The following is a 22402-nucleotide window of genomic DNA, read 5'->3' on the forward strand; positions in this document are numbered from 1 at the left end:
CTCCCGGGGAAGTTCAAGTTCGGTAACTTGGCCTGGCGGCTGAAACAGGGTGGAGACGCAGTATTCAAGTCGAAAGCTTGTCTCTGTAAGCAATGCTTCGAGCTCGTCCAGAGTGTAGAACAGGGCATGGGAGTAGAACGGATGCCCCCTCTTCCCCTCCTCGACATAGAGCCTACCCCAGGGGCCATCTCCAATAGCTTTCTGGACGGGGCAATGCTCACGCCGATCCCCAAGCTTTCGGCGAACCGGCCGCTCCCTACCCCGACCTCGAGCCAGGGCCGGGGAGTGCCGAAAGGACTGCGCGAAACGCCTCAAGTTCGATCTGAAACGGAAGGTTTCCCTCCTCATCAAACCAGGCGTCGTACCGTTCGGCCAGCCGATCGAACAGTTCTTCGGTCCCTTTATCCTCCAGGGAATCACCCCGCACTACGGCCGGAGAGCTTGCGCAGGTAGAACCGCTCTCCACGATAGGTGAGCTCGACGAGCTTTCCCTCTGCAAGAAGTCTTCGCACCACTTCCCAGGCGGCGCGGTCTCTTGCCAGGAGTTCCTGTACGGCTTGCTTGCGCATGGGGTGAACGGCGGTGATGGAGAGGAGATCTTGGACAGCGTCCCCAATAGTGGAGAAGGCATTTCCCTCGTAGCCGATGAGGAGCTCCACTCGGGGAAGGCGTTCGCTGAATAAGGCATAGGCACGGGCCACTGCACCTTCGTCCGCGGGCTTAACCCACGCCTCTGCCGGCGGCCGCATGGGGATCGCGATGTAGGCGATAGCCGGTTCCAACTCTGCGAGGAGCTTGGCTGTCTTTTCGAGCTCCGCGGTGTCCTCATTCAAACCCTGGATTAGCATCGTCTCGCTGGCGAGCGTTCCTCGGAAAGTGCGGGCGAATTCCAGCAGACCCTGTTTGATTTCAGCCAGGTCGAGTTCCTTGTGCGGCCGATTGATCCGCCGCCAAACCGGTTCACTTGCTGCATCCACCTTGAGGGATACCCAATCCGCCTGGGAAAGCTCCTCCCGGACGGCTTCGCGGAAGATGAGCGAGCTGTTGGTGATCACGGCGACGGGGATGCTTAATTGCTTCAGCAACTCGATCTCTTGGCCCAGGTTTAGGTCCAGGGTGGGCTCCCCGTCCGGGACGAATGTCAAGTAGTCCACCGGCTCATCCTTCCTCCGCAGCTCGCTCAGCCTCGCTTCCACCGCCCGGATGATCTCCTCCGGATCGTAGAACGCATCCCGGTCCACCTGCATCCGGAACGTGCGGCCAAGTTGACAATAGACGCAGGAATAGGTGCAAATCTTTGGGGGGATGTTGTTGATCCCCAAAGACCTCCCCAGCCGCCGCGACGGCACGGGTCCAAATGCGACCTCCACCGTGTTCATCCTTTGCCAGCCATGGTGTCCGCATCCGTACTCGGTAAGAACCCACCACAGGTAGGCTCCGTGGATAACCGCTCGGTGGCCGGCCCCGCTCTTAGTCCCACCGTATCCGATAGTCTTCCCCACAGGGCGCGCATCGCTTTCGCTGCCGGGCCGCTGCCGTACTCGACGACGGGGTGCTGGGCGACGAGGGCCGCCACCACCTGCTCGTCGTAAGGGATCTTCGCCAGAACGGGGATGCCCTCTCCTTGGGCGTAGGCGTCGATCTCGTCCGCGAGATCGGGGGCAAGGTCGGCTTTGTTGATCGCGACCAGGGGCTGGGCTCGGAAGTGGCGCGCCACCGCCACCACCCGTTCTAGGTCGTGGAACGCTGACAGGCTCGGCTCGGTTACGATCAACACCGCGTGGGCCCCGGATAGGGAGGCAATCACTGGGCAGCCGATCCCCGGCGCCCCATCTACCAAAAGCAACTTCTGCCCCTCCAGCCGGGCGAGCTCCCGCGCCCGCCACTTCACCTGGGCTACGAGCTTCCCTGACGCCTCCTCACCGGGTTTGAGCTCCCCATGTACCAAAGTGCCATACGGGGACTTGGAAATGTAGATCCAGCCAGAAAACCTAGGCTGGAGGCGAACTGCGCCCGCCGGGCATACGTAGGCGCAGGCCCCGCAACCCTCACAGGACAGGGGATCCACGGCATAGGCTCCGTCGCGGCAGGAGATGGCCCCAAATCGGCAGGCCGCCTGACACGCCCCACATGCTGTACACGCCTTGACGTCGATCATGGCGACCTCCGAGCCCTCGTAGCCGATTGTTTTCTGCACCTGGGGTTGGAGGAGGAGGTGGAGGTCGGCCGCATCCACGTCGCAGTCAGCAAGCACCGCGTCGTGGGCCAACGCGGCGAGGGAGGCGACAACGGTCGTCTTCCCAGTACCTCCTTTGCCGGAGATCACAACGAGTTCGGTCATGGGGCTCGTGGTGCGGCCTGGAGAATACCGTCGTAGAGCCCTCGGAAGGCCTCGTTCCACTCCGGGAATGCTGCGACGAGCGGGATGCCATGGGCGTAGGCGGCGGCGATGCGCCGGTCCATGGGGATCCGCAGGAGCACGGTGATGCCCGCCTCGATACAGTACCGTTCGAGCGTGTCGGTGCCGATCCCATCCTTGCTGATCACAACCCCGGTCGGGATGCCGAGGATCCGCGTCACCTCGGCTGCGAGCCGGAGATCGTGAAGGCCGAATGGGGTCGGTTCCGTCACGAGAACGGCGAAGTCCGCGCCCCGGAGGGTTTCGATCACCGGGCACCCTGTACCAGGCGGGGCGTCAAGGATGGTCACTCGCTCATGGTCGATCCGTTCTTTCAGGCGGCGGACGATCGGGGTCGCCATCGGCTCCCCCACGTTGAGGACGCCGCGACGGAATCGGATGCCTTGGGCGTCTCCTTCCTCGATCCACCCGATGGTTCGCGGTACCTCCCGGATCGCACGCTCCGGACAGGCGAGGGCGCACAGCCCACACCCGTGGCAGAGCTCGGGGTGGAAGAGAACCTTCCTCGCGACCATGGCAAGGGCCCCAAACCGACATGCCGCCGCGCAGAGGCCGCAGAACGTGCACCGGCCGAGGTCTACCTCGGGGACCAGGATCTCCACCGGCTCGTGGGCGGTGATCTGCGGGGCGAGAAAAAGGTGGGCGTTCGGCTCCTCCACATCGCAGTCCACGAGCTCTACGGGAGTCCGATCGCCCAACGCTAACGCGAGGGACACGGCGACGGTCGTCTTGCCGGTGCCCCCTTTCCCTGAAGCCACGGCGATCCGCAGGGGCTCAGCCGCCGTGATCATGGAATAGGTGCCTAGCGCAGGCCTCAGCCCCGGGGAGTTTTCCTGATTGCCACGCCTGAATTGCCTCCCTCACCGTTCCTGAGGCCCCGGTACACACCTCGATGCCGCTTTCATTGAGGAGGGCGAGGGCCCTCCGGCCGAGGCCGGAACACAGGACCACATCCACCCTGCTTTGGGCGAGGAGCTCGGCGGGGAGCCCTGCGCCGCCCATGTGCTCGGAGACGTTTTCGAACACTTCTACTTCACCGGTGTCGGTGTCGTAGATCGTGTAGGTGGGAACGCGGCCAAAATGCTCACCCACCCGATCGTCAAGGCCGCCTCCCCCTGCGGTGGGTACGCATACCCTCATTTCCGTCTCCTCACCACGTCGGTGGATACGGGTAGGCCGGCGACTGCGGGCAATATGGCTGCCCCCTCATCTGGGGAACCGGTCTATACCCTCCGTAGCCCCAGTAGGGGGCGTAGCCGTACCGCCACCAACCCCTGGGGAGCCAGGGATAGAAGCGGCAGAATGGGTACGGATTGCCCATCCCGCGTCCCATCCCCCCGAAGCCGCGCCCGCGACCGTAGAACCCTCTAGGCATCTCGATCTCCCTCCTGCATCTCGCTCAGTCTCCGACGGACTTGGTCCAGCTGTTTCTCCAGATCCGCGATCCTCTGCTTCAGAGCCTGCGGATCCGCGTTCGGTCCGGGGCCCTCCTGTCCAGAAACGGCCCCTCGTCCTGCGGTGTACATGCCCCCGCCGAGCCCGCCGCCCATGCCTTGTCCCATGCCACGACCCATCCCTGCCCGACGCCCCATCCCCCTTCCGGGGCTTCCCCCCATGCCGGGGCCCGGCGCGGCCGCCCTAGGGCTCGGGGCAAGCCTCCCGGAGGTGTAGGCGAGCACGGCCTCCTGCACCGTCATCCCGCTGACGGGGATCATCTGGATCCCCGCGGCGGAGAAGACGCTCGAGACGTTCGGGCCGAAGTTGCCGGCGAGGGCAACCTGCGGCGCGTGCTTGGCGACCAGCTGGGCGGCCTGGATCCCCGCCCCGGAGCCCGCGTCCTGGAATGGGTTCGGGATGACCTGGGATCCGCGAATCTCCGCGCCGTCGAGCTCGACGATCGTGAACGTCGGAGCCCGGCCGAACACTGGGGAGATGTGGTCACCCAGCCCACCGTTCCCCGTTGCTGCCAGCAACCGTACGCTCATGCCGACCCCGCGGTGAGTTCGTCCAGCCGCGTCTTGATCTGGGCCAGTTCGGCCTCCAGTGCCTGAGCTCGGCTGGACAGGAAGGCCACCTCGTCCTCCTGGCTCGGAGCTGCCATCCCCCCTGGACCCTGCCCCCACGGGGGGGCCGGCGGAACCCCCTGAGCCCACCATGACGCGAACGCAGGCACTTGGCCTGTCTGAGCGAGGTACGCCGCCCCCGGCGGCATCCCGCCCCAGCCCGGGGAGTATCCGAACCGCATCCAGCCCGGGAGTCCGGTTGCGTAGTACATGTTCCGGTAGCGCATGGATATCACCTCGACGAACATTGTAAGCATACGCTCACAACTGTCAAGAGCGAGTATGCGAATGATTCGCACCTGCTGATTCCGTTGCTTTTCATTGCAGGATGGGATCCGGGTCACTACCATCGCTCTATGCCGAGGCCTCCCAAGCCCCGTTGGTGCGAAGCTCGTCCCCCCCAGCAGGGGTTCAAACCGGTGGGAGTGCCGCTACGCGGGCTGGAGATGGTAAACCTGTTCCTGGACGAGTTCGAGGCCCTTCGACTGTGCGACCTCCTCGGGCTCGATCAGGATGAGGCGGGCAAGAAGATGGGCGTCTCTCGGGCAACGGTGCAGCGGCTTCTCACCGCGGGACGGGCGAAGGTTGCGGACGCACTCGTTCATGGGAAGGGGATCGTGTTCACCGGGGGGGACCACATCCGCATGCCCCCGGGGCGCCATCGGTGGGGCGGCCGCCGTGGGGAGGGTACCATCGGCCCATGATGCGCTGGGGTGGGTTGATCGTGGCCCTTGCCGTCCCCGTGGTGGCACTCGCTGTTCCCGTCGAGCTCCACTACTTCTGGGCCGCCACCTGTCCGGACTGCCAGGTGATGAAGGCCTACCTGCGGACCCTGGCCGCGGACTACCCCGACCTGCGGATCATCGAGCACGAGGTCGCCTACAGCGCTAGCGAGTTCCGGCTGATGGTGGACCTCGCCGCGGCCTACGGGGTTACCGAGGTGGCCACGCCGGTGGTCGTGGTGGGGGACCTCGCAAGCGTCGGCATCGGCCGCGCGGCGGAGCTGCGGATCGCCGAGGAGGTGGCGCGGTGCGCCGCCGAGGGGTGTGAATCGCCCCTCACCCGCCTCCATCCTGTTCCCATCCCCCCTCCGGACGACGAGGGCGCCCCGCCGGGCTCGGGCTCGTGGGGCGTTGCCCTCGTGTTTGGCCTGGTGGCCGTCCTCCTCGTGGCGTGGATCGTGACGAGGTAGCCGGGGGATCGGAGGGGACTCCCGTGCCCCGACAGCCTGAACTACAATCGGGGTGATGGCGAAGGTCACGACCGGGGAGCGGTTCCAGCTCAAGACGAAGCTCAAACCCCAGGGCGATCAGCCCCAGGCGATCGCCGCGCTCACGGCGGGGCTGCGGGCAGGGCATCGCTACCAGACCCTCCTCGGGGCCACCGGCACGGGGAAGACCTTCACCATCGCCCACGTCATCCAGAACATCCAGCGCCCGACCCTCGTCATCGCCCACAACAAGACCCTCACCGCTCAGCTGTACGGCGAGTTCCGGGAGCTCTTCCCCGATAACGCGGTCCACTACTTCGTCTCCTACTACGACTACTACCAGCCGGAGGCGTACATCCCCCAGACCGACACCTACATCGAGAAGGACGCCCAGATCAACGAAGAGATCGATCGCCTCCGCCACGCTGCCACGGCGTCGCTCCTCTCCCGGCGGGACGTGATCGTCGTGGCGTCGGTGTCGTGCATCTACGGCCTTGGCTCGCCCCAGGACTACGCGGCCCTGTCCGTGACGCTCGAGGTGGGGCGCGAGTACGAGCTCGACGAGGTCCTCCGCCAGCTCGTCATGCTCCAGTACCGGCGGAACGAGCTCGCGTTCGAGCGGGCGACGTTCCGGCTGCGGGGGGACATCCTGGAGGTCATCCCTGCTTCGGAGGAAGTGGGGTACCGGATCGAGTGGTTCGGGGACCAGGTGGAGCGGATTTCAACCGTGGATCCGCTGACGGGAAATGCACTTAGCGAACGGACGCGCGCCACGATTGCCCCTGCCACGCACTACGTGACGCCGGACGAGCGCCTGAAGCAAGCCTTGGCGGGGATCGAGGCCGAGCTCGACGAGCGGCTGAAGGAGCTCCGCGCGGCGGGGAAGCTCCTCGAGGCGCAACGGATCGAGCAGCGAACCCTGTTCGATCTGGAGATGATGCGGGAGATGGGGTACTGCCCAGGGATCGAGAACTACTCCCGCCACCTCGATGGCCGCGCGCCCGGTGAACCGCCATGGACGCTCCTCGACTACTTTCCCCCGGACTTCCTCACCGTGATCGACGAGTCCCATCAGACGGTGCCTCAGATCAACGGCATGTTCCACGGCGACCGATCGCGCAAGGGGACGCTCGTTGAGTACGGGTTCCGCCTCCCCTCCGCCCTCGACAACCGCCCGCTGACGTTTGGGGAGTTTGAGGAACGGGTGGGGCAGGTCATCTTCATGTCCGCGACCCCGGCCGACTACGAGCGGCGGGTCTCCGCGAAGATCGTCGAGCAGATCGTGCGGCCGACGGGCCTGGTGGATCCCGAGATCGAGGTCCACCCGGTCCAGGGGCAGGTGGACCACCTCCTCGCCGAACTGCGGGCGGTCACCGAACGGGGGGAACGGGCCCTCGTCACGACCCTCACCAAACGGATGGCAGAGGATCTCACCGACTACCTCGTCGAGCTCGGGGTGCGGGCCCGCTACCTCCACTCCGAGATCGAGACCCTGGATCGGGTGGACATCCTCCGCGATCTGCGGCTCGGGAAGTTCGACGTCTTGGTCGGGATCAACCTCCTGCGGGAGGGGCTCGATCTCCCCGAGGTGTCGCTGGTGGCGATCCTCGATGCCGACAAGGAGGGGTTCCTCCGCTCGGCGACCTCCCTCATCCAGACGATCGGCCGCGCGGCGCGGAACGTGCGGGGCAAGGTCATCCTCTACGCGGGCGAGATCACCGACGCGATTCGCCAGGCGGTCGAGGAGACGAACCGGAGGCGAGAGATCCAGCTCGCCTACAACCGGCGGCATGGGATCACGCCCCGCACGATCGAGAAGGAAGTGCGGGACATCGTCGCCGAGTTCTCGGGCCGCCGCGCGGAGCCGATCGAGATCCCCAAGGAGCCGGCCAACCTCCCCCGCGCGGAGATCGCTGAGCTCGTGCGGGCGCTTGAAAAAGAGATGAGAGCCGCCGCGGAGCGGCTGGAGTTCGAGCTCGCCGCCGCCTACCGCGACAAGCTCCGCGAGCTGCGACGCCTCCTCTAGGGCGTTAGCGTGCCCGGCGCCTCCGCGCCGTCCCCGTGCCCGGCACCCTCGGACTACGGGACCGGAGTTCCAGAAGTCGAAGATCCCTTGATTCTCCACAGCGTCCCACGATCACCGCCACAGCTCGACCGGCTGTGCGGGGGTGAGCATCCGGTTCAGGTCAGGCCTCCGCCCGATGGGCAGGTAGCGAAGCAGGATCCCGTAGAACGCACCCTCCTCCTCGAAGAAGAGGTCGAGGAACGGATCGGACAGGACCTCCCCCACGTTGTCCCAGGTCACGGTGAGGGAGATCCCGAACGGAACCCCGTGTGCTCGGAGATACGTCATTGCTTGCTGGATGCCGCGGAACCTCCCGTTCCCCCGCCGACGGTCCGTGATCTCTTCACCCCCCTCGACGGAGATAGCAGGGGTCAGATTTCCGAGCTTCCCGAGCCTCTGCGCGACGTCAAGGGTGATGAGGGTGCCGTTCGTGAATAGGAGGTAGAGGAACCTTCGGTGGCGGGCGACAAGGTCGAGAACGTCGTCCCGTCGCTCTTGTAGAGGAGGGGGGGGCCGCCGGAGAGGACGACGAGCCGGGCGTCCCAGCGTTCTCGGCCCTCGGCGAGAACCCGGTCGAGGATGGGCCTCGGCGTAGCAGTCCGAGCAGCGAAGGTTGAAGAAAGGATGTAGAATCGACGCGCCAGGCCACCTGTCAACGCAGGGCCCATGGCTTAGGGGGTGATCTTATGGCTGCGACGTTCGAGCTCTACAAGGACAAGAGCGACAAATGGCGGTGGCGACTCCGGCACTCCAACACCAACGTGATCGCGTCCTCGGGGGAGTCCTACTCCTCGAAGGAAGCCGCGATGAACGGTATCGAGTCGGTGAAGGAGAACGCGAAGGGGGCTCCGATCAAGGAAGTGAAGGAGTAGACCCTTTTCCCCCACTGCCCTCGCTGAAGGGCAGGGACGCGCGAAGCCTGAGGGAGGAAGAGAGAGCTTGAGCTCTTCTCCCCGGGGTTTTGTAGTGGATATTGTCTGGCGAGACAGGAGGAAGCTGTGGAACTCATCAAGATGATCACGAGCCAACTGGGGGTCACCGAGGAACAGGCCAAGGGAGGAGCCGGTCTTCTCCTCTCGCTTGCCAAAGGGAAGCTGGGAGAGCAAGACTTTGCCAAGATCGCGAAGACGGTCCCCGGGGCCGATGACCTCCTCTCCAAAATCCCCTCAGGAGGCATTGGCGGGATGCTCGGGGGGCTCGCGAAGAAGGTCACCGGGGGCGGCGGGCTAGCTGATCTGGCAAGCCTTGCCGGGGGGTTCAAGAAGCTGGGGCTCGAGAGCGACATGGTAGGGAAGTTCGTCCCGATCGTCGTGTCTTTCGTGCAATCGAGGGGGGGAGATGCCGTCAAGGGCCTTCTAGAGAAGGCACTGAAGTAGATCTTCAGAAACCACCGAGGACGTACCGCCACGTCTGCGGTCGGCGGAGGAGCTCAGCCTCCAGGAGGAGGGCGGGGGGCCCGGCTGGACCCGCGAGCAGCCATTTCCCCACGGCGCGCGGCGTCATCTTTCCCCGAGGCTACCCCGGCTTTCGTCCGGCGGTGCCCCGAGGTCGGGCCGGGTGAGCTCTTTTTTCCCCCGGCACGAGATCCGTGGTCGCGGTCAGCCCCGCCACGACGTGGGCGATGAGTTTCGCCGCGTTCGCGACATCTGTCAGGGACACGACCTCGCACGGGGAGTGCATGTACCGGTTGGGGATCGAGACGAGGGCGGTGGCCACCCCGGCCCGGTTGAGCTGGATCGCGTTGGCGTCCGTCCCGGTCCCGGCGGGCGCTGGCTCCACTTGGTACGGGATCTTCGCCTTTTTGGCCGTCGCCACAACGAGGTCGAACAGCTTGGGGTTGATGTTCGGCCCCCGGGCGATCACAGGGCCCTTGCCGAGCATGATCTCGCCGAGCCTTTTCTTCTCCCCCTCTGTGCCGGGGGTGTCGGTGGTGTGGCACACGTCCACGGCGATCCCCACCGTCGGATCGAGGCCATAGGCGCTCGTCCGCGCCCCGCGGAGGCCGATCTCCTCCTGGACGGTGGCCACCGCGAACACGGCCGCCTTCGGCTTGAGGGCCTTGAGCTGGCGCAGCGCCTCGAGGACGACGAACGCCCCGATCCGGTCATCCACGCCGCGGGCGACGAGGAGGTCGTCGGACAGCCGGTCCGGATTGTGGGCGAGGACGATCGGGTCCCCGATCTCCACCTTCTTCAGGGCGTCGGCCTTCGATTCGGCACCGATGTCGATCCACAAATCCTCGACCTTGACCACCTTCTTGCGGTCCTCCTCGTCGAGGAGATGGATTGGCTTGCGGCCGATTACCCCGAGGACGCGGCCCGTCTTCGTCTGCACCCATACCCGCTGGCCGGGGAGGATTTGGCCGTCCCAGCCCCCGATCGGGCGGGCATAGAGGTAGCCCGAGTCCGTCACGTGGGACACCATGAGCCCGATCTCGTCCATGTGCCCGGCGAGCATCACCCGCGGGGCAGCGGATTCGTTGACGGACGCGAACGCGTTCCCGTGAAGGTCCACCCACGTCCGCTCCGCGAACTTGCCCGCTTCCTCCCGCCATACCGCTGCCGCCTCGGCCTCGAACCCCGACGGGCTGATCGTCGCGAGAAACCTTTCCAGGAACGCAACCTTACCCTTGTCCATCGTGCTCCCTCCCGTTCACAAGATGAAGGAGTCTACCACGTTGGGGCGACCCGCACTGGGCGAAGCGGGATCCGAGGGGTATACTGGCAGGAGAACGGGTTTTGTCGCTCCGCGAGGGGGGTGAGAGCCGTCAGAAAGGGCGTGGCGTTGCGGTCGAGAGAACCGGGAAGGCAGTGAAGTTCTAAGGAGGCAACGCACATGAAACGGGTGGCTTGGATTGCGGTAGCTCTCTTGGCGATGGGCGCGGTGGCCATGGCGGCCAATCCGGTCAAGATCACGTTCTGGACACATGAAGACCCCAACCGGACGCCGCTTGAGGAGGAGTACATCCGACGGTTCGAGGCGCTCTACCCCCACGTGACGATCGAGCGGGTGACCTACCCGTCGGCGAAGATCGCGGAGGTGCTGTTGACGGCGTTCGCGGCGGGCCAGGGACCGGACATGTTCAACCTCGAGATCAACGACGCGTATCCCTACCTCGTCATGGGCCGGGTCGCGCCGCTGCGGCCGGAGTGGGTGGGCTACGCGGACGTGGACACGATCCTCGGGGCGTACCTCGAGGGGACCCTCGATCCCGTCTATCGGGACGGCCAACTGTACGGCTTGCCGCTTGAGCTGACGATCTGGTCAGTGTTTGTGAACAAGAAGTACTTCCGGGAGGTCGGCCTCGACCCGGACACGGACTACCCGCGGACCTGGGAGCAGATGATGGAGGTCTCGGAGAAGCTCGTCATCCGCGAGGGCGAGATCATCAAGCGCCGGGGGTTCGACTTCCGCTACGGGTATTACCTTGAATGGCTGTTGCCAATGGTCGAGCAGCTCGGCGGGTCGTTCCTCAGCCCGGACGGGCAGACAGCAATCATCAATGACGAGGCGTGGCTCCAGGTGCTGCGGTACCTCCAGCAGTGGGGCCCGCTTGGGAAGAACCTCGGTTCCCCCACCTACAAGGCGGCCCGCTCGCTCTTCAACTTTGACCGGAACGAAGTGACGATGTGTTTGAGCGGCTTCTACCAGATCGCCCGGATCAGGAACGACAACCCGGCGTTCTACGAGAGCGGCGAGTGGATGGTCATTCCGTTCCCCGTGTTTGAGAACGCGGTCCAGGACATAGCTGCCCACTACTACGGGCACTACTACATGGTGAACGCGCAGAGCTCACGTGAGACCCAGGAGTGGACATGGCGGTTCATCGCCTACATGCTCTCGAACCCGGAGGAGTACCTCACCAAGGCCGGCCTGATCCAGCCTCGGAACGACCTCCTTGCCTCCGATGTGTACGCAGCGCAGCCGTTCGGCGACGTGTTCGCGGCGGACATGGCCCGCTCGTCGATGGTGCAGTTGCACGTGGCCAACCCGGAGTTCAAGCAGCTCCTGGATGACGCCGTGAAGGCAGTGATGCTGCAGGGCGTGACCCCGGAGGATGCCTTGGCCACGCTGCGGCGGAAGGCGAACGAGGTCCTCGCGGAGTACAAGTAGCCATATGGGCAGCATGGGTAACTAAGGCAGGAAGAGGGCCCGGGCGTCCGGGCCCTCGTGCTTTCTCTAGAAGACGAGGGGGCGTCTTGCGGAAAAACGGGCACACGCGGGGGATCTGTGAGCGCCGCGGCCGCTGGGGCTGGGCGTTCGTCGTGCCGAGCTTGGTCTTCTTCGGGTTGTTCAGCATCTATCCGGTCCTGAACGCCCTCTACCTCAGCTTCTTCCAGAAACATCTCCTCTCCACCGCGCCGCCGAAGTTCATCGGCTTCGGGAACTACCTGTACCTCTTTCACTCGCCGACGTTCTGGAACTCGCTTCGGGCGACCGCCATCTTCACTGGGGGGGCGTTCTCGCTCCTCGTCGGGTTGAGCCTCATCCTCGCTGTGTTCATCACCTCGCGGAGGAAGCTCCAGCGGTTCCTCCAGCTCGCGTTCTTCTCCCCAGCGGTGGTGTCCACGGTCGTGGCGGCCGCGATCTGGCTCCTCATCTTCGACCCGCGGGGGATTGCTAACCAGCTCGTGAACGCGCTCGCAGGGACGCCGGGCGTAGACCATAACTGGCTCGCGGCGCCGGCGATGCTCCAGCTTTCGACGATCCTTGTCTACGTGTGGAAGTACGTCGGGTACTTCACGATCATCTTCATCACTGGCATCGGAAGCATCCCGCGGTCGCTCTTCGAGGCGGCGCGGGTGGATGGGGCGAGCGTGTGGCAGACGTTCTGGAAGATCACGTTCCCCCTCCTCAAACCGACCACGCTCCTCGTCTCGGTCATGGCGATGATCCAGTGCTTGAGGACGTTCAGCACGCAGTATTTCTTTTCCCAGGCCGGATCACCGCGGTCACCGATCGATGTGATCACGCTGAACGTGTACCACACCGCGATCCGGAACTTCCAGATCGGCCGGGCGAGCGCGTTGAGTTTGATCCTGTTCGCGATCATGTTGCTCTTGAGCTGGCTCCAGTTCCGTCTGGCGCGTTCGGAGGAGGTGAGCTACCTGTGAGGGGGCGCCGAGGGTTGGCGAAGGGCCGGTCGGTGGTGGCCACGGTTGGGGTGTGGGTTGTCCTGGGGCTGATGCTCGTCTACGTTCTAGGTCCCCTCGTATTTATGGCCACCGCTTCGCTCATGCCGGCGAGCGAGGTGACGCGCATCCCGTACCGGTGGATCCCCAACACGTTCTACTGGCAGAACTTCTGGCAGGCGATCCGGGGGAACGATGGGCGGTTCTACTTCGTGCGGAACATGGTGAACTCCCTCTTCGTCGCCACCGCGATCACGCTGACCACGGTCGTCCTGTCCACGGTCACGGGCTACGGGCTTGCCAAGTTCACGTTCCGGGGCAGGAAGGCGATCATGCTCCTCATCGTCGCCACGATGATGATCCCGTTTCAGGTGATCATGATCCCCCTCTACATCATCACCACGAACATGGGGATGCAGAACTCGTACGCTGGCCTGATCGTCCCGTTCTTGGTGAACGCGTTCGGCGTGTTCCTCATGCGCCAGCACCTTCTCACCTTCCCCGATGAGATCCTCGATGCTGCCCGCATCGATGGAGCGAGCGAGGTGCAGATCCTATGGCGCGTCGTGTTCCCCAGCAGCTGGCCAGCGATCGCGACGTTGGCCGTCCTCACCTTCCGCACCCAATGGGATAACCTCATGTGGCCGCTCCTCATCGCCCAGAGCCGCGAGATGCAGACGATCCCGCTCTACATCACGCTGTTCGCTGAGGAGAAGTTCACCGATGAGGGGGCGATGATGGCGACCGCGGTCCTTGCCTCCCTGCCCATGGTCGTCCTCTTCCTGGGGTTGTCGCGGTACTTCGTGGGGGGAGCGCGCCTCTTCTCCGCGCAGAAGGGGTAACTCGTGAGGCTCGTGATCTCCGATCTGGGCGGCGTGGTGGTGGACAACGCGGATTCGGTGCCGGCCATCGCGGCGGAACTGGGGATGCCCGCGGAGGCCTTCCGCGCCCTCATGGGTGAGGACACGCGGCTTCTCATGGAGGGGACGATCACCCCCCTGGAGTTCTGGTCCAGATTCCGCGACCGGACGGGGCGGGAGGTTGGGGAGGACCTCTGGGAGAGGGAGTTCCGGCCGCGGACGAACCCCGCCGTCCTCACCCTGCTCACTCGGGTCCGGCGCCGGGCTCGGGTCGTGGCGGGGACGAATACGATGGAGCCCCACTGGCCTGCGCTCCAGAGGCTGGGCCTCCTCGCTGCATTCGATGCCGTGTACGCGTCCCACCGGATGGGCCTTGTGAAGCCCGATCCGCGGTTCTACGGGCGGATCCTCGCCGAGGAGAGGTGCCCTCCGGCGGAGGCGTTGTTCTTCGACGATGTCCTGGAGAACGTCGCGGGGGCGCGCGAGGCCGGGATCACCGCGTGGCAGTTCCGCGATCCAGGCAGCCTGGAGTCTGCCCTCCGCTCGTGCGGGCTCCTCAACGGCCGACCGTAGCCTCCTCCCCTAGCAGGTGAGATGGAGGAGGGCGCACACCCGCTGCGAGCGGGAGAGGTCGTTGAACGCCTCCACCGCCTCGGCCGTTTTCTCGGCGACGAGCTCGATCGCCCTCCCTTTAAGGACGCGCATCGCATCAGTGGTCACCTGGAGGAGCCCGGAGAACCCCGTGCCGATGACGATCGTCTGGGGCGAGGCGGCAAGGGCGGGTTCGAGGTCCTCCGGGTACACGCGGTGGCCCTCCCGGCGGCGCCAGTCGCGGATCTCGGTCGGGGTGACGACGAGGTCGTGTTTGTAGACGACCCCGTCCGCCTCGATGCGCCCGAAGTGGTAGTTCGCCAGTCGCATCCGTACCACCTCCTGGCCGTATGGTAGCGAGGGCCGCGGCGAGGAGCCACAGGCAGCCGTTCGGGAACCTTTTCCCCTGAGGCGTGTATATCCTAGCATGCGCTATAGCTGAGTGCTATAGTGGTCCATTCTCTTCCCGCGAGGGAAGGAGGCGGTTCTCATGAACAGCGCGTTCGGTAGGTTCGTCGCGCTGGCCTTGCTCATCACGGGGGCGCTTCTCCCCGTCCTCGGGCAGACCACGCACCAGCCGTTCCTCCAGGATGTCGCGGCTCTCGCCGAGGCTCAGGCCGCCGCGGCCGCCCAAGCGGCAGCCCAGGCCCAGGCCGTGGCCGCTTCGGCCCAACGGCTCTTGGAGGGACTCAATGTGGCCCCGTTCCTCACGGCGGCGTCCGCGGCCAGTGCGGATGCCCAGGCAGCGGCCCAGGCGGTGGCCCAGGCAGTGGCCCGCGCCGAGGCAGAGGCGCGGGCGACGGTCCGTGCATGTGCGGAGGCGGTAGCGGAGGCCGAGGCGAGCGCCCAGGCGTGCGCCGCGGCGGCCGCGCAGGCGGAGGCGGCGGCTCACGCGTTCGCAACGGCGTGTGCACAGGCACAAGCCGAAGCTAGCGCGTCGGCGGTCGCATGCGCGGACGCGGATGCGGAAGCGGCGGCCGCGGTGGCGGCGATCGTCCGGGCGTGCGCGGTGGCGAGGGCGGAGGCCGAGGCGAGTGCCGCGGCCTGTGCCGCCGCGGCGGTGGAGGTGGAGGCCTACGCCACGGCGACGGCTGCGGCGTTGGCCGAGGCGGAAGCAGCGGCCTACGCCCAGGCTCGCGCGGCCGCGGCTGCCCTCGCAGCCGCCCAGGCTGAGGCCCGGGCATGTGCCGAGGCAGCGGCCCAGGCCAAGGCATCTGCCCAGGCGGTGGCAAGCGCGCGCGCCTACGCCGCGGCCCAGGCGGCGACCTCAGCCCAGGCCTCCTCTCAGGCGCGGGATACGGCCCAGGTCGTGAAGCAGCGCATCGAGGACGCGGTCCCCTGCGTGACCGTGGTCGCCGAGATCGGTGGCACGGTGGACGCGCTCGTGACCGCGGTGGCGACGGCCAGCGCCACGGCCCAGGCCGCAGCCCAGGCCACGGCGCGCGCTGAGGCGTGGGCGGTCGCGCAAGCGGAGGCGGCCGCCCAGGCCCAAGCGCAGGCGGAGGCTCAGGCCCAGGCGTGCGCGTTCGCCTACGCCCAGGCGGAGGCGGCGGCACGGGCCGTCGCCCAGGCCCGGGCGAAGGCGGAAGCGGAGGCGAGGGCAGCAGCGAGCGCGATCGCGGTTGCCCATTCATCGGCGCAGGCTCAGGCCGCGGCGTGCGCCGCCGCGTACGCTGAGGCGGAAGCGGTGGCCGCGGCGGCTGCGCAGGCGATCGCCTCGGCGAAGGCCGCTGCTGAGGCGGAAGGGACGGCGATCGCCACTGCATGCGCCACGGCGCAGGCGTCGGCGAGCGCGATGGCCCGCGCGATCGCCTCAGCGAAAGCGCAGGCCGAGGCTCAAGCTACCGCTTGCGCCCAGGCGTGCGCCCAGGCAGATGCGGCCGCGCAGGCAATGGCGAGCGCGGTCGCGTCCGCCAGGGGCACGGCCGAGGCGCGCGCTTCGGCGGCTGCGAGCGCCTATGCCCGAGCCCAGTCGGAGGCAAGCGCGATGAGCGCAGCCGTGGCGGCGGCGGTGGCCGAGGCGAAGGCCCAGGCTGCGGCAGCGGCGACAGCAGCCGCGACCGCCCGCGCAGAGGCCACAGCCTGTGCAACCGCAGTCGCGTCTGCATCCGCATCCGCCGCCGCATCGGCGTCGGCGGCGGGGACAGCGGGGAGCACGGCCTATGCCGAGGCCTACGCTCAGGCGGAGGGGTTCGCCGCGGCTGAGGTGCTCGCTCGCGCTGCCGCGTGTGCCCAGGCCGCAGTCCAGGCCCAGGCGGCAGCGGAAGCGGCGGCGGGCGCGTATGCGCGGGCCCAGGCCGCCGCGGCAGCCGGGGTGCAAGCGGTAGCCCAGGCGGCCGCGGATGCGCAGGCAGCGGCCCTGGCGTGCGTTGAAGCGCAGGCTCAGGCGGAAGCGGAGGTTGCGGCCGGGGTGCAGGCGATGGCCCAGGCGATCGCTCAGGCTCATGCCGCAGCGCACGCGGCGGCGGAGGCGGCCGTAGCGGCCTACGCCCAAGCGGTGGCCTGTGTCGAGGCCTACGCAAGCGCGCAGGCGGAAGCGATGGCCCATGCCCACGCCGCCGCCCTCGCCCAAGCGGACGCCGAGGCGTGTGTTGCCGTCTACGCAGAGGCAGCCGCGACGGCGCTCGCCAAGGCGGCAGCGGCGGCCTACGCCTCTGCTACCGCGTTCGCCGGGGCCCAGGCATCGGCGTTCGCGTGCGTTCAGGCCCTCGCGCTCGCGGAGGCGGAGGCGTACGCCCAGGCTCAGGCCTGTGCGTTGGCCCTCGCCCACGCGGAGGCGAGCGCCACAGCCACGGCTGAGGTGAGGGTCCGCGCGGCCGCGTTCGCTGCGGCGTGTGCGGAAGCCCTTGCCCAGGCCCAGGCGATGGCCCAGGCCTGCGCGCAGGCGGCGGCCACGGCGGCCACGTCGGTTGAGATTGTCCCCACCATCGAGGCATCCATCCAGACGTTCATTGACCCGCAATGCCTCCAGCCGACGTGCGAGCAGTACGTGCCACCGACCCCCACCGGCTGTCCCGCCACGCGGGAGCTGACGTGGGACTTCGGACAGCTGACGGCGGGGAGCAGCGTGAACTCCACGAAGTTGTTCCCGGCGGATCTCGCGAGCGCGGTTTCCTCGCTGGGGGTCGTGTCCGCGACCCGCGTGAGCTCCACGTTGCCCGCCAGCCTCGCGTTCGACCTCATCCTCTCCTCGCGGCAGGGCAAGCTCTCCGGCACCGTGCCCCGCGAGGGCGACAAGTGGAGTGTCGTGTACAACTTGCTCGACCGGAACCAGTGCGTGGTCCTGCGGCTCACAGTGGTCATCTACACGGCGGCGACCACCACCCAGTGCCCGCAGTTCACCGGGCTGAAGTGGGACTTCGGCGAGGTTCCTACCGGACAGCACCTCCTCACAACGAAGGCCATTCCGGCGGGTGATCTCTCCCGGTTCCGGTCGGCGGGGATCACCCGCATCACCCGGATCTCGTCGAACCTCCCCACCGGGGCCGAGCTGAACCTTGACCTCAACCAGGGGCTTGGGATCCTCACCGGAAACCTACCCACGGCGGGGGCGAACTACGAGGTCCTGTTTGGACTCTTCGACGCTCGGAACTGTGAGCTGTTTAGGTACTCCGTCTCGCTGCGGACGGCGGCAGCCGCCCGCGTGCCCGACCTCACGGTGCAGATCCGGGTGGCGGTGGAGAAGGTATGCGACAAGGAGTACAGCCACCTCGTGACCGTATACTGGCAGGCGAGCGGGGGGACATCCCCGCTCTTCGTGGGACCGATCAGCCTCGTCTATCCGAACGGCACAACCCAAGCCCTCGTCGGGACCTTCCCCGCATCTGGGTCGGTCGGGATTCGGGCGAACCTCTCCGGGGGCGGCTCGGTCACGGTGCGGGTCCAGGCCAATGACTCGGCCGGGCGAACGCAAACCGCCGAACAGAAGGTGGACCTCGAACCATGTGTCCAAATCGTCATTCCTGGCCCGATCGTCCGCCCGCTCGGGTACACGCTCGAGGTGTACGCGCGGCGGCAGGTCAGTGTGACGCCCGGGTACGAGGAGCTGCGGGTGCCGGTGCGGATCACTGGCGAGACGGAGGACCGCGTGACCCCATTCAGTAGCATGTTCTCGGCGGGGTCGCCGGTGACCCTCAGGTTCCCAGGGCGAATCCAGGGCGGAGCGTATGGCCGCGGTCCCATCTACTACGACGAGTGGGTGGGGGATGCCACCACGCCCACGCGGAAGAACGGTACCTGGGACGCAAGGCGTGAGTACTACCTGATCACCGTGACCATGAGCGCCAAGGTGAAGCTCGTCGTCTGGTACCAGGACATCATCGGGTAAGGACGGAAGCGCGACCAAGGGGGCGGGCGCGGCCCGCCCCCTTTCGTTGGCACTGAGGGGATCGGCTGCGATGCGCTGCCCCCAAGGTTCGCGGAGCCCCACGCGCGGTTCGCAACGCCCAGCGGGAGCGGATCGCCCGGCGGCCTTAGGGGGTAGAGCCGGCGAGGATCCGCTTGGCGAGGGTCAGGTCTTCGGGGCGGGTCACCTTCAGGTTCGCCGGGTCGCCGGGGACGGTCGCCACGGGGTGGCCGAGGGAGAGGACGGCGGCCGCGTCGTCGGGGAGCTCGCGGCCGTGGTGGTGCGCCTCCGCGTAGGCCGTGAGGAGGAGGTCCCGGCGGAACCCCTGCGGGGTCTGGATGAGGACCCAGTCCCGCCGGTCCAGGGTCTCGCTCTTGAGGAACTGGTCGCGTGCCCGGCGCACGGTGTCGGCCACGGGGAGGACGGGCACGGCCGCCCCATGGTACCGCGTGGCCGCGAGGACCCGCTGGATGAGGCTGGGCGTCACAAGGGGGCGGGCCCCATCGTGAACGAGGACGTACTCCCCCCCCGCGCGGGACAGGCCTGCCCACGCCGAGTCGGCCCGGCGTTCTCCCCCCACGACCCCGTGAAGGGGGAGGCCCACTTGAGGGAGGGAGGCCAGGCGCTCTTCATCCCCACTGCGGATCACGACGACGATCTCGTCCACTGCCCCGCAGGCCGCGAAGGCCGCGAGCCCGTGCCAGAGGAGGGGCTGCCCCGCGAGGAGGGCCCACACCTTGTTCCCCGCACCGCCGAACCGCGTCCCCGCACCGGCGGCGAGGATCACCGCCGAGGCGCTCACGTTACCCCTCTGCCGGCCGGTCGAACGACAGCTTCCTGAGGCCTGTCCCGTCGGGGTTGATCGTGTACGCGCCCCACTGCCCTCCCCGGTCGGAGTTGAACAGGATCGGCCCGACCGCGGTCCAGACCGGGTTGGCATCGGTGGCCGCGTCCGACGTCACCCGGAACACGGTCCCTGTCGCCACTTCTACCGTGAAGATGTCCCAGTTGTTCTCATCCTGGACGTACATGAACGCGATCCGTTCCCCATCTGGGGACCAGCTCGGATAGACGATGTCGCGCTCCAGCGCGAGGACGAGCCGTTCTTGTCCCGTTGCCAGGTCGAGGGCGAACAGGTTGTAGCTCTTCTCGCCCTTGGCGATGTAGGCGAGGGTCGTCCCGTCCGGCGAGAGAGCGGGCTGCCAGAAGTCCACCGGCTGCTCCTCGCCGCCGAAGAACGAGCAGCCAGTCACGATCAGACCCAGCACTGCGAGGATCAACCCCTTGAACGTAATGCGTACCACATCGTCCCCCTTTTTTCGCTACAATGCGTTTACTTTGTCCCATTGTACGGGGGAGAGGTAGGGTGGCTCCAAGTACGGTTCAGACGAGGGAGACAGTGGTGCGCGGCTCCCAGGAGCTCGCCGCGGCGGGGGTCCTCGCCGCGCCCCGCGAGGCACGGCGGCTCTTCGCGCTTGCCGCGGGTTCCCCCCTAGACCTAGCGGGGACGGCGGTCCCTCCTTCGGTTGGCCGAAGGTATCGGATGCTCGTCGCCGCTCGGGCGAGGCGGGTTCCGTTCCCACTCCTCGAGGGGGAGACCGGGTTCCTCGACTTCGACGTCGCCGTCCGGCCCGGGGTGTTCATCCCCCGTCCGGAGACGGAGGAGCTCGCCGAGCGGGCGATTGTGGTCCTCCGCTCCCTCCTTCCCCACCCCCGCGCCCTCGACCTGGGGACGGGGACAGGGGCCCTCGCCGTGGCCCTCGCGCGGGCGCGGGACGATGGACAGGTGCTCGCCGTGGACGTGAGTCCGCGCGCTCTGGCCTGTGCACGACGGAACGTGAGGGCCCATCGCCTGGAGGCGCGGGTGGAGATCCGGCGATCGGACTGGTTCTCCTGTGTCCGGGAGGCGTTCCACCTCATCGTGGCCAATCCCCCCTATGTGGCTCGGTGTGAATTCCCGTCCCTCGAACCGGAGGTGCGCCTCTACGAGCCCCGTCGCGCCCTCGACGGGGGGGTGGACGGCCTGGACGCGCTGCGGGTCATCCTCAGTCGGGCCCCGCACCACCTCCTTCCTGGGGGAACGATCCTCGTCGAGATCGGGGCCCGTCAAGGGCCCGCTGCCCTCGCGATCGCCCGCCGCGTGCCCGGCCTCAGGGAGGCACGGGTGGAACGCGACCAGAGCGGCAAGGAACGGTTCCTCATCGCGCGATGCGTATAGCAATTCAGGTCTCGGAGCTGCGGTATGCGACCGACGACGGGGTGCTCGTCCTGGATGGTTTCTCCCTCGGCGTCCCCGGAGACGGGTTCGTGTTCGTGGTCGGCCCTCCCTCGTCCGGGAAGACCCTCCTCCTCGAGCTCATCCTGCGGGAGAAGGTCCCCACCGGGGGACAGATCCTCGTCCTCGGCCGGAACATGGCCCGCCTCTCCCCCCCGCGGGCGCGGGAGCTGCGGCGGCGGATCGGGTACATGCCGGAGGGCTCGGTCGTCCTCGACCGGCGTTCCGTCCAGGGGAACCTCGAGTTCAAGCTGCGCGCGCTCGCGATCGGGGAGGCCGAGGCGAGAGAACACATCGCGCGGGCCGTGGAACTGGCCCATCTCCGGGGGGAGGAGGCGACGCCGGCGGCGGCGCTGGACGAGCTCGGCCAGAGGAAGCTCGTCCTCGCCCTTGCCCTGTGCCCAGAGCCAGCGGTGCTCCTGTGCGACGATCCGTTCCGCGGGCTCACAACGGAAGGCCAGGATGAGTTCGTGGCGATGCTGCGCGCGCTCAACGAGGCGGGCGTGGCTGTGCTGGCCACGACCCGCGACCCGGATATCCCCGCGCGGCACGGGTTTCCGCCCCGCGACCGAGCCCCTCTCCTCCAGTACACGGTGTACCTCCGGCCGGGGGTGACGGGATGAGCCGCGGGCTTTGGTTCCTGATCGGAGACGTCCTGCGGCGGAGCGTCACCCGACCTGCGGCGCTCATCGGGTGGGCCCTCGCCGTGGCGGCCGTCCTCCTGAGTGGAACCGCTCTGTTCCTCATCCCCACCGGGCCCGGGGCGGCCGGGGCGGGCGCCGAGGCGTACCTCCTTGCCCAGCTGTCCACGGCCCCGTCAGAAACGGCCATCGCCCACCTGGCGAGCGAGGTCTGGACGTGGCCTGGGGTGGACGGGGTGACGTTTCGCTTCCCCGGGGAGGATGACCCCGTCCCGATCAGTCAGCGGACCCTCGTCGTGCGGCTCCTGTCCCCCGACGCCCGGGCCGCGGTGGAATCCCGGTTGCGGGTCCTGACCGAGGTCGCGGGCGTCCAGTACCACGAGCGGCCGTTCGCCCGCACCCGCGTCCCGCCCGCATCGCGCATCGTGGCCATGGTGGCACTCGTGGCCACGCTTGCCCTCGCCCTGTGGCTTGCCCAGCGTGCGGTGACGGGCACAGCGACCGCGTGGGGGAGGGAACTCGCGCTCCTAAAGAGCTGTGGGGTGAGCCCGGCCCTCCGGCGCACCCCGTTCCTCGCGCTTGGGGCAGCCGCTGGTCTGACGGGAGGAGGGCTCTACATCGGGATCTGCTGGGCCCTCTGGGCAGGGGGAGGGTCCGTGCCCTACCTTCGCGATATCGTCCCGAGTTTCCCCTACGTGTGGGGAGGCCTCGTCGGGAGCGGGCTGGCGATCGGGGTCGGACTCGGCCTCGTAGGGGCCCTCATCGCAACCCTCTCCCCTACCTCGCACGCGTAGCGAGCCT

The 22402-nt window shown here is 67.4% G+C and carries 25 protein-coding genes; 13 read left to right on the top strand and 12 right to left on the bottom strand.

Annotation, left to right across the window (positions count from 1 at the left end; translation table 11 throughout):
* Positions 1–416: 416 nt before the first annotated feature.
* From BARAN1_RS03955 to BARAN1_RS03980, 6 genes are all read right to left on the bottom strand, one after another.
* Positions 417–1370 (bottom strand): radical SAM protein, encoded by a 954-nt coding sequence (locus tag BARAN1_RS03955; RefSeq protein ID WP_231944233.1) that lies wholly within the window; start codon positions 1368–1370, stop codon positions 417–419.
* 5 nt (positions 1371–1375) lie between these two features.
* On the bottom strand, positions 1376–2341 hold the full coding sequence (locus tag BARAN1_RS03960; protein ID WP_122031092.1) for a nucleotide-binding protein: 966 nt from the start codon (positions 2339–2341) through the stop codon (positions 1376–1378).
* Positions 2338–3210 carry an ATP-binding protein gene (locus tag BARAN1_RS03965; RefSeq protein ID WP_231944234.1) on the bottom strand — a complete coding sequence of 291 codons (873 nt, stop codon included), beginning with the start codon at positions 3208–3210 and terminating at the stop codon, positions 2338–2340. The genes BARAN1_RS03960 and BARAN1_RS03965 overlap by 4 nt, the downstream gene beginning before the upstream one ends.
* Positions 3194–3511 carry a NifB/NifX family molybdenum-iron cluster-binding protein gene (locus tag BARAN1_RS03970; RefSeq protein ID WP_231944235.1) on the bottom strand — a complete coding sequence of 106 codons (318 nt, stop codon included), beginning with the start codon at positions 3509–3511 and terminating at the stop codon, positions 3194–3196. Before BARAN1_RS03970 ends, BARAN1_RS03965 begins: the two co-directional genes overlap by 17 nt.
* 275 nt (positions 3512–3786) lie before the next feature.
* Positions 3787–4392: a NifB/NifX family molybdenum-iron cluster-binding protein gene (locus BARAN1_RS03975; protein ID WP_231944236.1), complete on the bottom strand. Its 606-nt coding sequence runs from the start codon at positions 4390–4392 to the stop codon at positions 3787–3789.
* A gap of 8 nt (positions 4393–4400) precedes the next feature.
* Positions 4401–4709 carry a hypothetical protein gene (locus tag BARAN1_RS03980; RefSeq protein ID WP_157959453.1) on the bottom strand — a complete coding sequence of 103 codons (309 nt, stop codon included), beginning with the start codon at positions 4707–4709 and terminating at the stop codon, positions 4401–4403.
* Between the two features lie 129 nt (positions 4710–4838).
* Between BARAN1_RS03980 and BARAN1_RS03985 the strand changes: the two genes are divergently transcribed.
* Genes BARAN1_RS03985 through uvrB form a run of 3 tightly spaced genes read left to right on the top strand, consistent with a single transcriptional unit; the run spans position 4839 to position 7718 of the window.
* A complete protein-coding gene (locus tag BARAN1_RS03985) occupies positions 4839–5186 on the top strand; it encodes a DUF134 domain-containing protein (RefSeq protein ID WP_122031101.1) in 348 nt (115 codons plus the stop codon).
* Positions 5183–5674 (top strand): thioredoxin family protein, encoded by a 492-nt coding sequence (locus tag BARAN1_RS03990; RefSeq protein ID WP_122031104.1) that lies wholly within the window; start codon positions 5183–5185, stop codon positions 5672–5674. Before BARAN1_RS03985 ends, BARAN1_RS03990 begins: the two co-directional genes overlap by 4 nt.
* Positions 5675–5729: 55 nt before the next feature.
* Positions 5730–7718 (top strand): excinuclease ABC subunit UvrB, encoded by a 1989-nt coding sequence (gene uvrB, locus BARAN1_RS03995; protein WP_122031106.1) that lies wholly within the window; start codon positions 5730–5732, stop codon positions 7716–7718.
* A gap of 111 nt (positions 7719–7829) precedes the next feature.
* On the opposite strand, the gene BARAN1_RS06865 is transcribed toward uvrB, so the two are convergent.
* Positions 7830–8390 (bottom strand): radical SAM protein, encoded by a 561-nt coding sequence (locus BARAN1_RS06865; protein WP_420196461.1) that lies wholly within the window; start codon positions 8388–8390, stop codon positions 7830–7832.
* Positions 8391–8443: 53 nt separating this feature from the next.
* Between BARAN1_RS06865 and BARAN1_RS04005 the strand changes: the two genes are divergently transcribed.
* On the top strand, positions 8444–8629 hold the full coding sequence (locus BARAN1_RS04005) for an HVO_2922 family protein (RefSeq protein WP_122031110.1): 186 nt from the start codon (positions 8444–8446) through the stop codon (positions 8627–8629).
* Between the two features lie 126 nt (positions 8630–8755).
* Complete coding sequence (locus BARAN1_RS04010) at positions 8756–9133, top strand: DUF2780 domain-containing protein (RefSeq protein ID WP_122031112.1); 378 nt, start codon at positions 8756–8758, stop codon at positions 9131–9133.
* A 4-nt stretch (positions 9134–9137) separates the two neighbouring features.
* Here the strand turns inward: BARAN1_RS04010 and BARAN1_RS06790 are convergent, their stop codons facing one another.
* Both BARAN1_RS06790 and BARAN1_RS04015 read right to left on the bottom strand, forming a co-directional pair.
* Entirely contained in the window at positions 9138–9260 is a 123-nt protein-coding gene (locus tag BARAN1_RS06790; RefSeq protein WP_269460760.1) for a hypothetical protein, read from the bottom strand.
* A gap of 12 nt (positions 9261–9272) precedes the next feature.
* Positions 9273–10394 (bottom strand): M42 family metallopeptidase, encoded by a 1122-nt coding sequence (locus tag BARAN1_RS04015; RefSeq protein WP_122031114.1) that lies wholly within the window; start codon positions 10392–10394, stop codon positions 9273–9275.
* A 198-nt stretch (positions 10395–10592) separates the two neighbouring features.
* On the opposite strand from BARAN1_RS04015, the gene BARAN1_RS04020 reads away from it, so the two are divergent.
* The 4 genes from BARAN1_RS04020 (at position 10593) to BARAN1_RS04035 (ending at position 14322) form a co-directional block, all read left to right on the top strand.
* Positions 10593–11870 carry an extracellular solute-binding protein gene (locus BARAN1_RS04020; RefSeq protein WP_122031116.1) on the top strand — a complete coding sequence of 426 codons (1278 nt, stop codon included), beginning with the start codon at positions 10593–10595 and terminating at the stop codon, positions 11868–11870.
* Positions 11871–11956: 86 nt separating this feature from the next.
* Entirely contained in the window at positions 11957–12871 is a 915-nt protein-coding gene (locus tag BARAN1_RS04025; RefSeq protein ID WP_231944237.1) for a carbohydrate ABC transporter permease, read from the top strand.
* A 71-nt stretch (positions 12872–12942) separates the two neighbouring features.
* Complete coding sequence (locus BARAN1_RS04030; protein WP_122031775.1) at positions 12943–13731, top strand: carbohydrate ABC transporter permease; 789 nt, start codon at positions 12943–12945, stop codon at positions 13729–13731.
* A 3-nt stretch (positions 13732–13734) separates the two neighbouring features.
* Positions 13735–14322: an HAD family hydrolase gene (locus tag BARAN1_RS04035; protein WP_157959454.1), complete on the top strand. Its 588-nt coding sequence runs from the start codon at positions 13735–13737 to the stop codon at positions 14320–14322.
* A 9-nt stretch (positions 14323–14331) separates the two neighbouring features.
* Here BARAN1_RS04035 and BARAN1_RS04040 read toward each other — a convergent pair whose 3' ends face one another.
* Entirely contained in the window at positions 14332–14670 is a 339-nt protein-coding gene (locus tag BARAN1_RS04040) for an Mth938-like domain-containing protein (protein WP_157959455.1), read from the bottom strand.
* Positions 14671–14830: 160 nt separating this feature from the next.
* Between BARAN1_RS04040 and BARAN1_RS04050 the strand changes: the two genes are divergently transcribed.
* The gene (locus tag BARAN1_RS04050; protein ID WP_157959456.1) at positions 14831–18667 is read left to right on the top strand and encodes a hypothetical protein; all 3837 of its coding nucleotides are present in this window, start codon (positions 14831–14833) and stop codon (positions 18665–18667) included.
* Positions 18668–18812: 145 nt separating this feature from the next.
* Here the strand turns inward: BARAN1_RS04050 and ispD are convergent, their stop codons facing one another.
* Both ispD and BARAN1_RS04060 read right to left on the bottom strand, forming a co-directional pair.
* The gene (gene ispD / locus BARAN1_RS04055) at positions 18813–19487 is read right to left on the bottom strand and encodes a 2-C-methyl-D-erythritol 4-phosphate cytidylyltransferase (protein WP_157959457.1); all 675 of its coding nucleotides are present in this window, start codon (positions 19485–19487) and stop codon (positions 18813–18815) included.
* A 1-nt stretch (position 19488) separates the two neighbouring features.
* Positions 19489–19989 carry a TolB family protein gene (locus BARAN1_RS04060; RefSeq protein WP_122031129.1) on the bottom strand — a complete coding sequence of 167 codons (501 nt, stop codon included), beginning with the start codon at positions 19987–19989 and terminating at the stop codon, positions 19489–19491.
* A gap of 62 nt (positions 19990–20051) precedes the next feature.
* Here BARAN1_RS04060 and prmC point away from each other — a divergent pair, with 62 nt between their 5' ends.
* Genes prmC through BARAN1_RS04075 form a run of 3 tightly spaced genes read left to right on the top strand, consistent with a single transcriptional unit; the run spans position 20052 to position 22395 of the window.
* Positions 20052–20903, top strand: a complete 852-nt coding sequence (prmC, locus tag BARAN1_RS04065) for a peptide chain release factor N(5)-glutamine methyltransferase (RefSeq protein ID WP_157959458.1) — start codon at positions 20052–20054, stop codon at positions 20901–20903.
* Positions 20894–21583 carry an ATP-binding cassette domain-containing protein gene (locus BARAN1_RS04070; RefSeq protein ID WP_122031133.1) on the top strand — a complete coding sequence of 230 codons (690 nt, stop codon included), beginning with the start codon at positions 20894–20896 and terminating at the stop codon, positions 21581–21583. Before prmC ends, BARAN1_RS04070 begins: the two co-directional genes overlap by 10 nt.
* Positions 21580–22395: a hypothetical protein gene (locus BARAN1_RS04075; protein WP_122031135.1), complete on the top strand. Its 816-nt coding sequence runs from the start codon at positions 21580–21582 to the stop codon at positions 22393–22395. The genes BARAN1_RS04070 and BARAN1_RS04075 overlap by 4 nt, the downstream gene beginning before the upstream one ends.
* Positions 22396–22402 lie beyond the last annotated feature (7 nt).

The sequence above is a fragment of the Candidatus Bipolaricaulis anaerobius genome (assembly GCF_900465355.1).
In the GTDB taxonomy this organism is placed as follows: Bacteria; Bipolaricaulota; Bipolaricaulia; order Bipolaricaulales; family Bipolaricaulaceae; genus Bipolaricaulis; species Bipolaricaulis anaerobius.

Coding starts and splice junctions, on each gene's coding strand:
- BARAN1_RS03960 (WP_122031092.1), bottom strand. CDS start 2,341: ATGACCGAACTCGTTGTGATCTCCGGCAAAGGAGGTACTGGGAAGACG.
- BARAN1_RS03965 (WP_231944234.1), bottom strand. CDS start 3,210: ATGATCACGGCGGCTGAGCCCCTGCGGATCGCCGTGGCTTCAGGGAAA.
- BARAN1_RS03980 (WP_157959453.1), bottom strand. CDS start 4,709: ATGCGCTACCGGAACATGTACTACGCAACCGGACTCCCGGGCTGGATG.
- BARAN1_RS03985 (WP_122031101.1), top strand. CDS start 4,839: ATGCCGAGGCCTCCCAAGCCCCGTTGGTGCGAAGCTCGTCCCCCCCAG.
- BARAN1_RS03990 (WP_122031104.1), top strand. CDS start 5,183: ATGATGCGCTGGGGTGGGTTGATCGTGGCCCTTGCCGTCCCCGTGGTG.
- uvrB (WP_122031106.1), top strand. CDS start 5,730: ATGGCGAAGGTCACGACCGGGGAGCGGTTCCAGCTCAAGACGAAGCTC.
- BARAN1_RS04005 (WP_122031110.1), top strand. CDS start 8,444: ATGGCTGCGACGTTCGAGCTCTACAAGGACAAGAGCGACAAATGGCGG.
- BARAN1_RS06790 (WP_269460760.1), bottom strand. CDS start 9,260: ATGACGCCGCGCGCCGTGGGGAAATGGCTGCTCGCGGGTCCAGCCGGG.
- BARAN1_RS04015 (WP_122031114.1), bottom strand. CDS start 10,394: ATGGACAAGGGTAAGGTTGCGTTCCTGGAAAGGTTTCTCGCGACGATC.
- BARAN1_RS04020 (WP_122031116.1), top strand. CDS start 10,593: ATGAAACGGGTGGCTTGGATTGCGGTAGCTCTCTTGGCGATGGGCGCG.
- BARAN1_RS04030 (WP_122031775.1), top strand. CDS start 12,943: ATGCTCGTCTACGTTCTAGGTCCCCTCGTATTTATGGCCACCGCTTCG.
- BARAN1_RS04040 (WP_157959455.1), bottom strand. CDS start 14,670: ATGCGACTGGCGAACTACCACTTCGGGCGCATCGAGGCGGACGGGGTC.
- BARAN1_RS04050 (WP_157959456.1), top strand. CDS start 14,831: ATGAACAGCGCGTTCGGTAGGTTCGTCGCGCTGGCCTTGCTCATCACG.
- BARAN1_RS04070 (WP_122031133.1), top strand. CDS start 20,894: ATGCGTATAGCAATTCAGGTCTCGGAGCTGCGGTATGCGACCGACGAC.
- BARAN1_RS04075 (WP_122031135.1), top strand. CDS start 21,580: ATGAGCCGCGGGCTTTGGTTCCTGATCGGAGACGTCCTGCGGCGGAGC.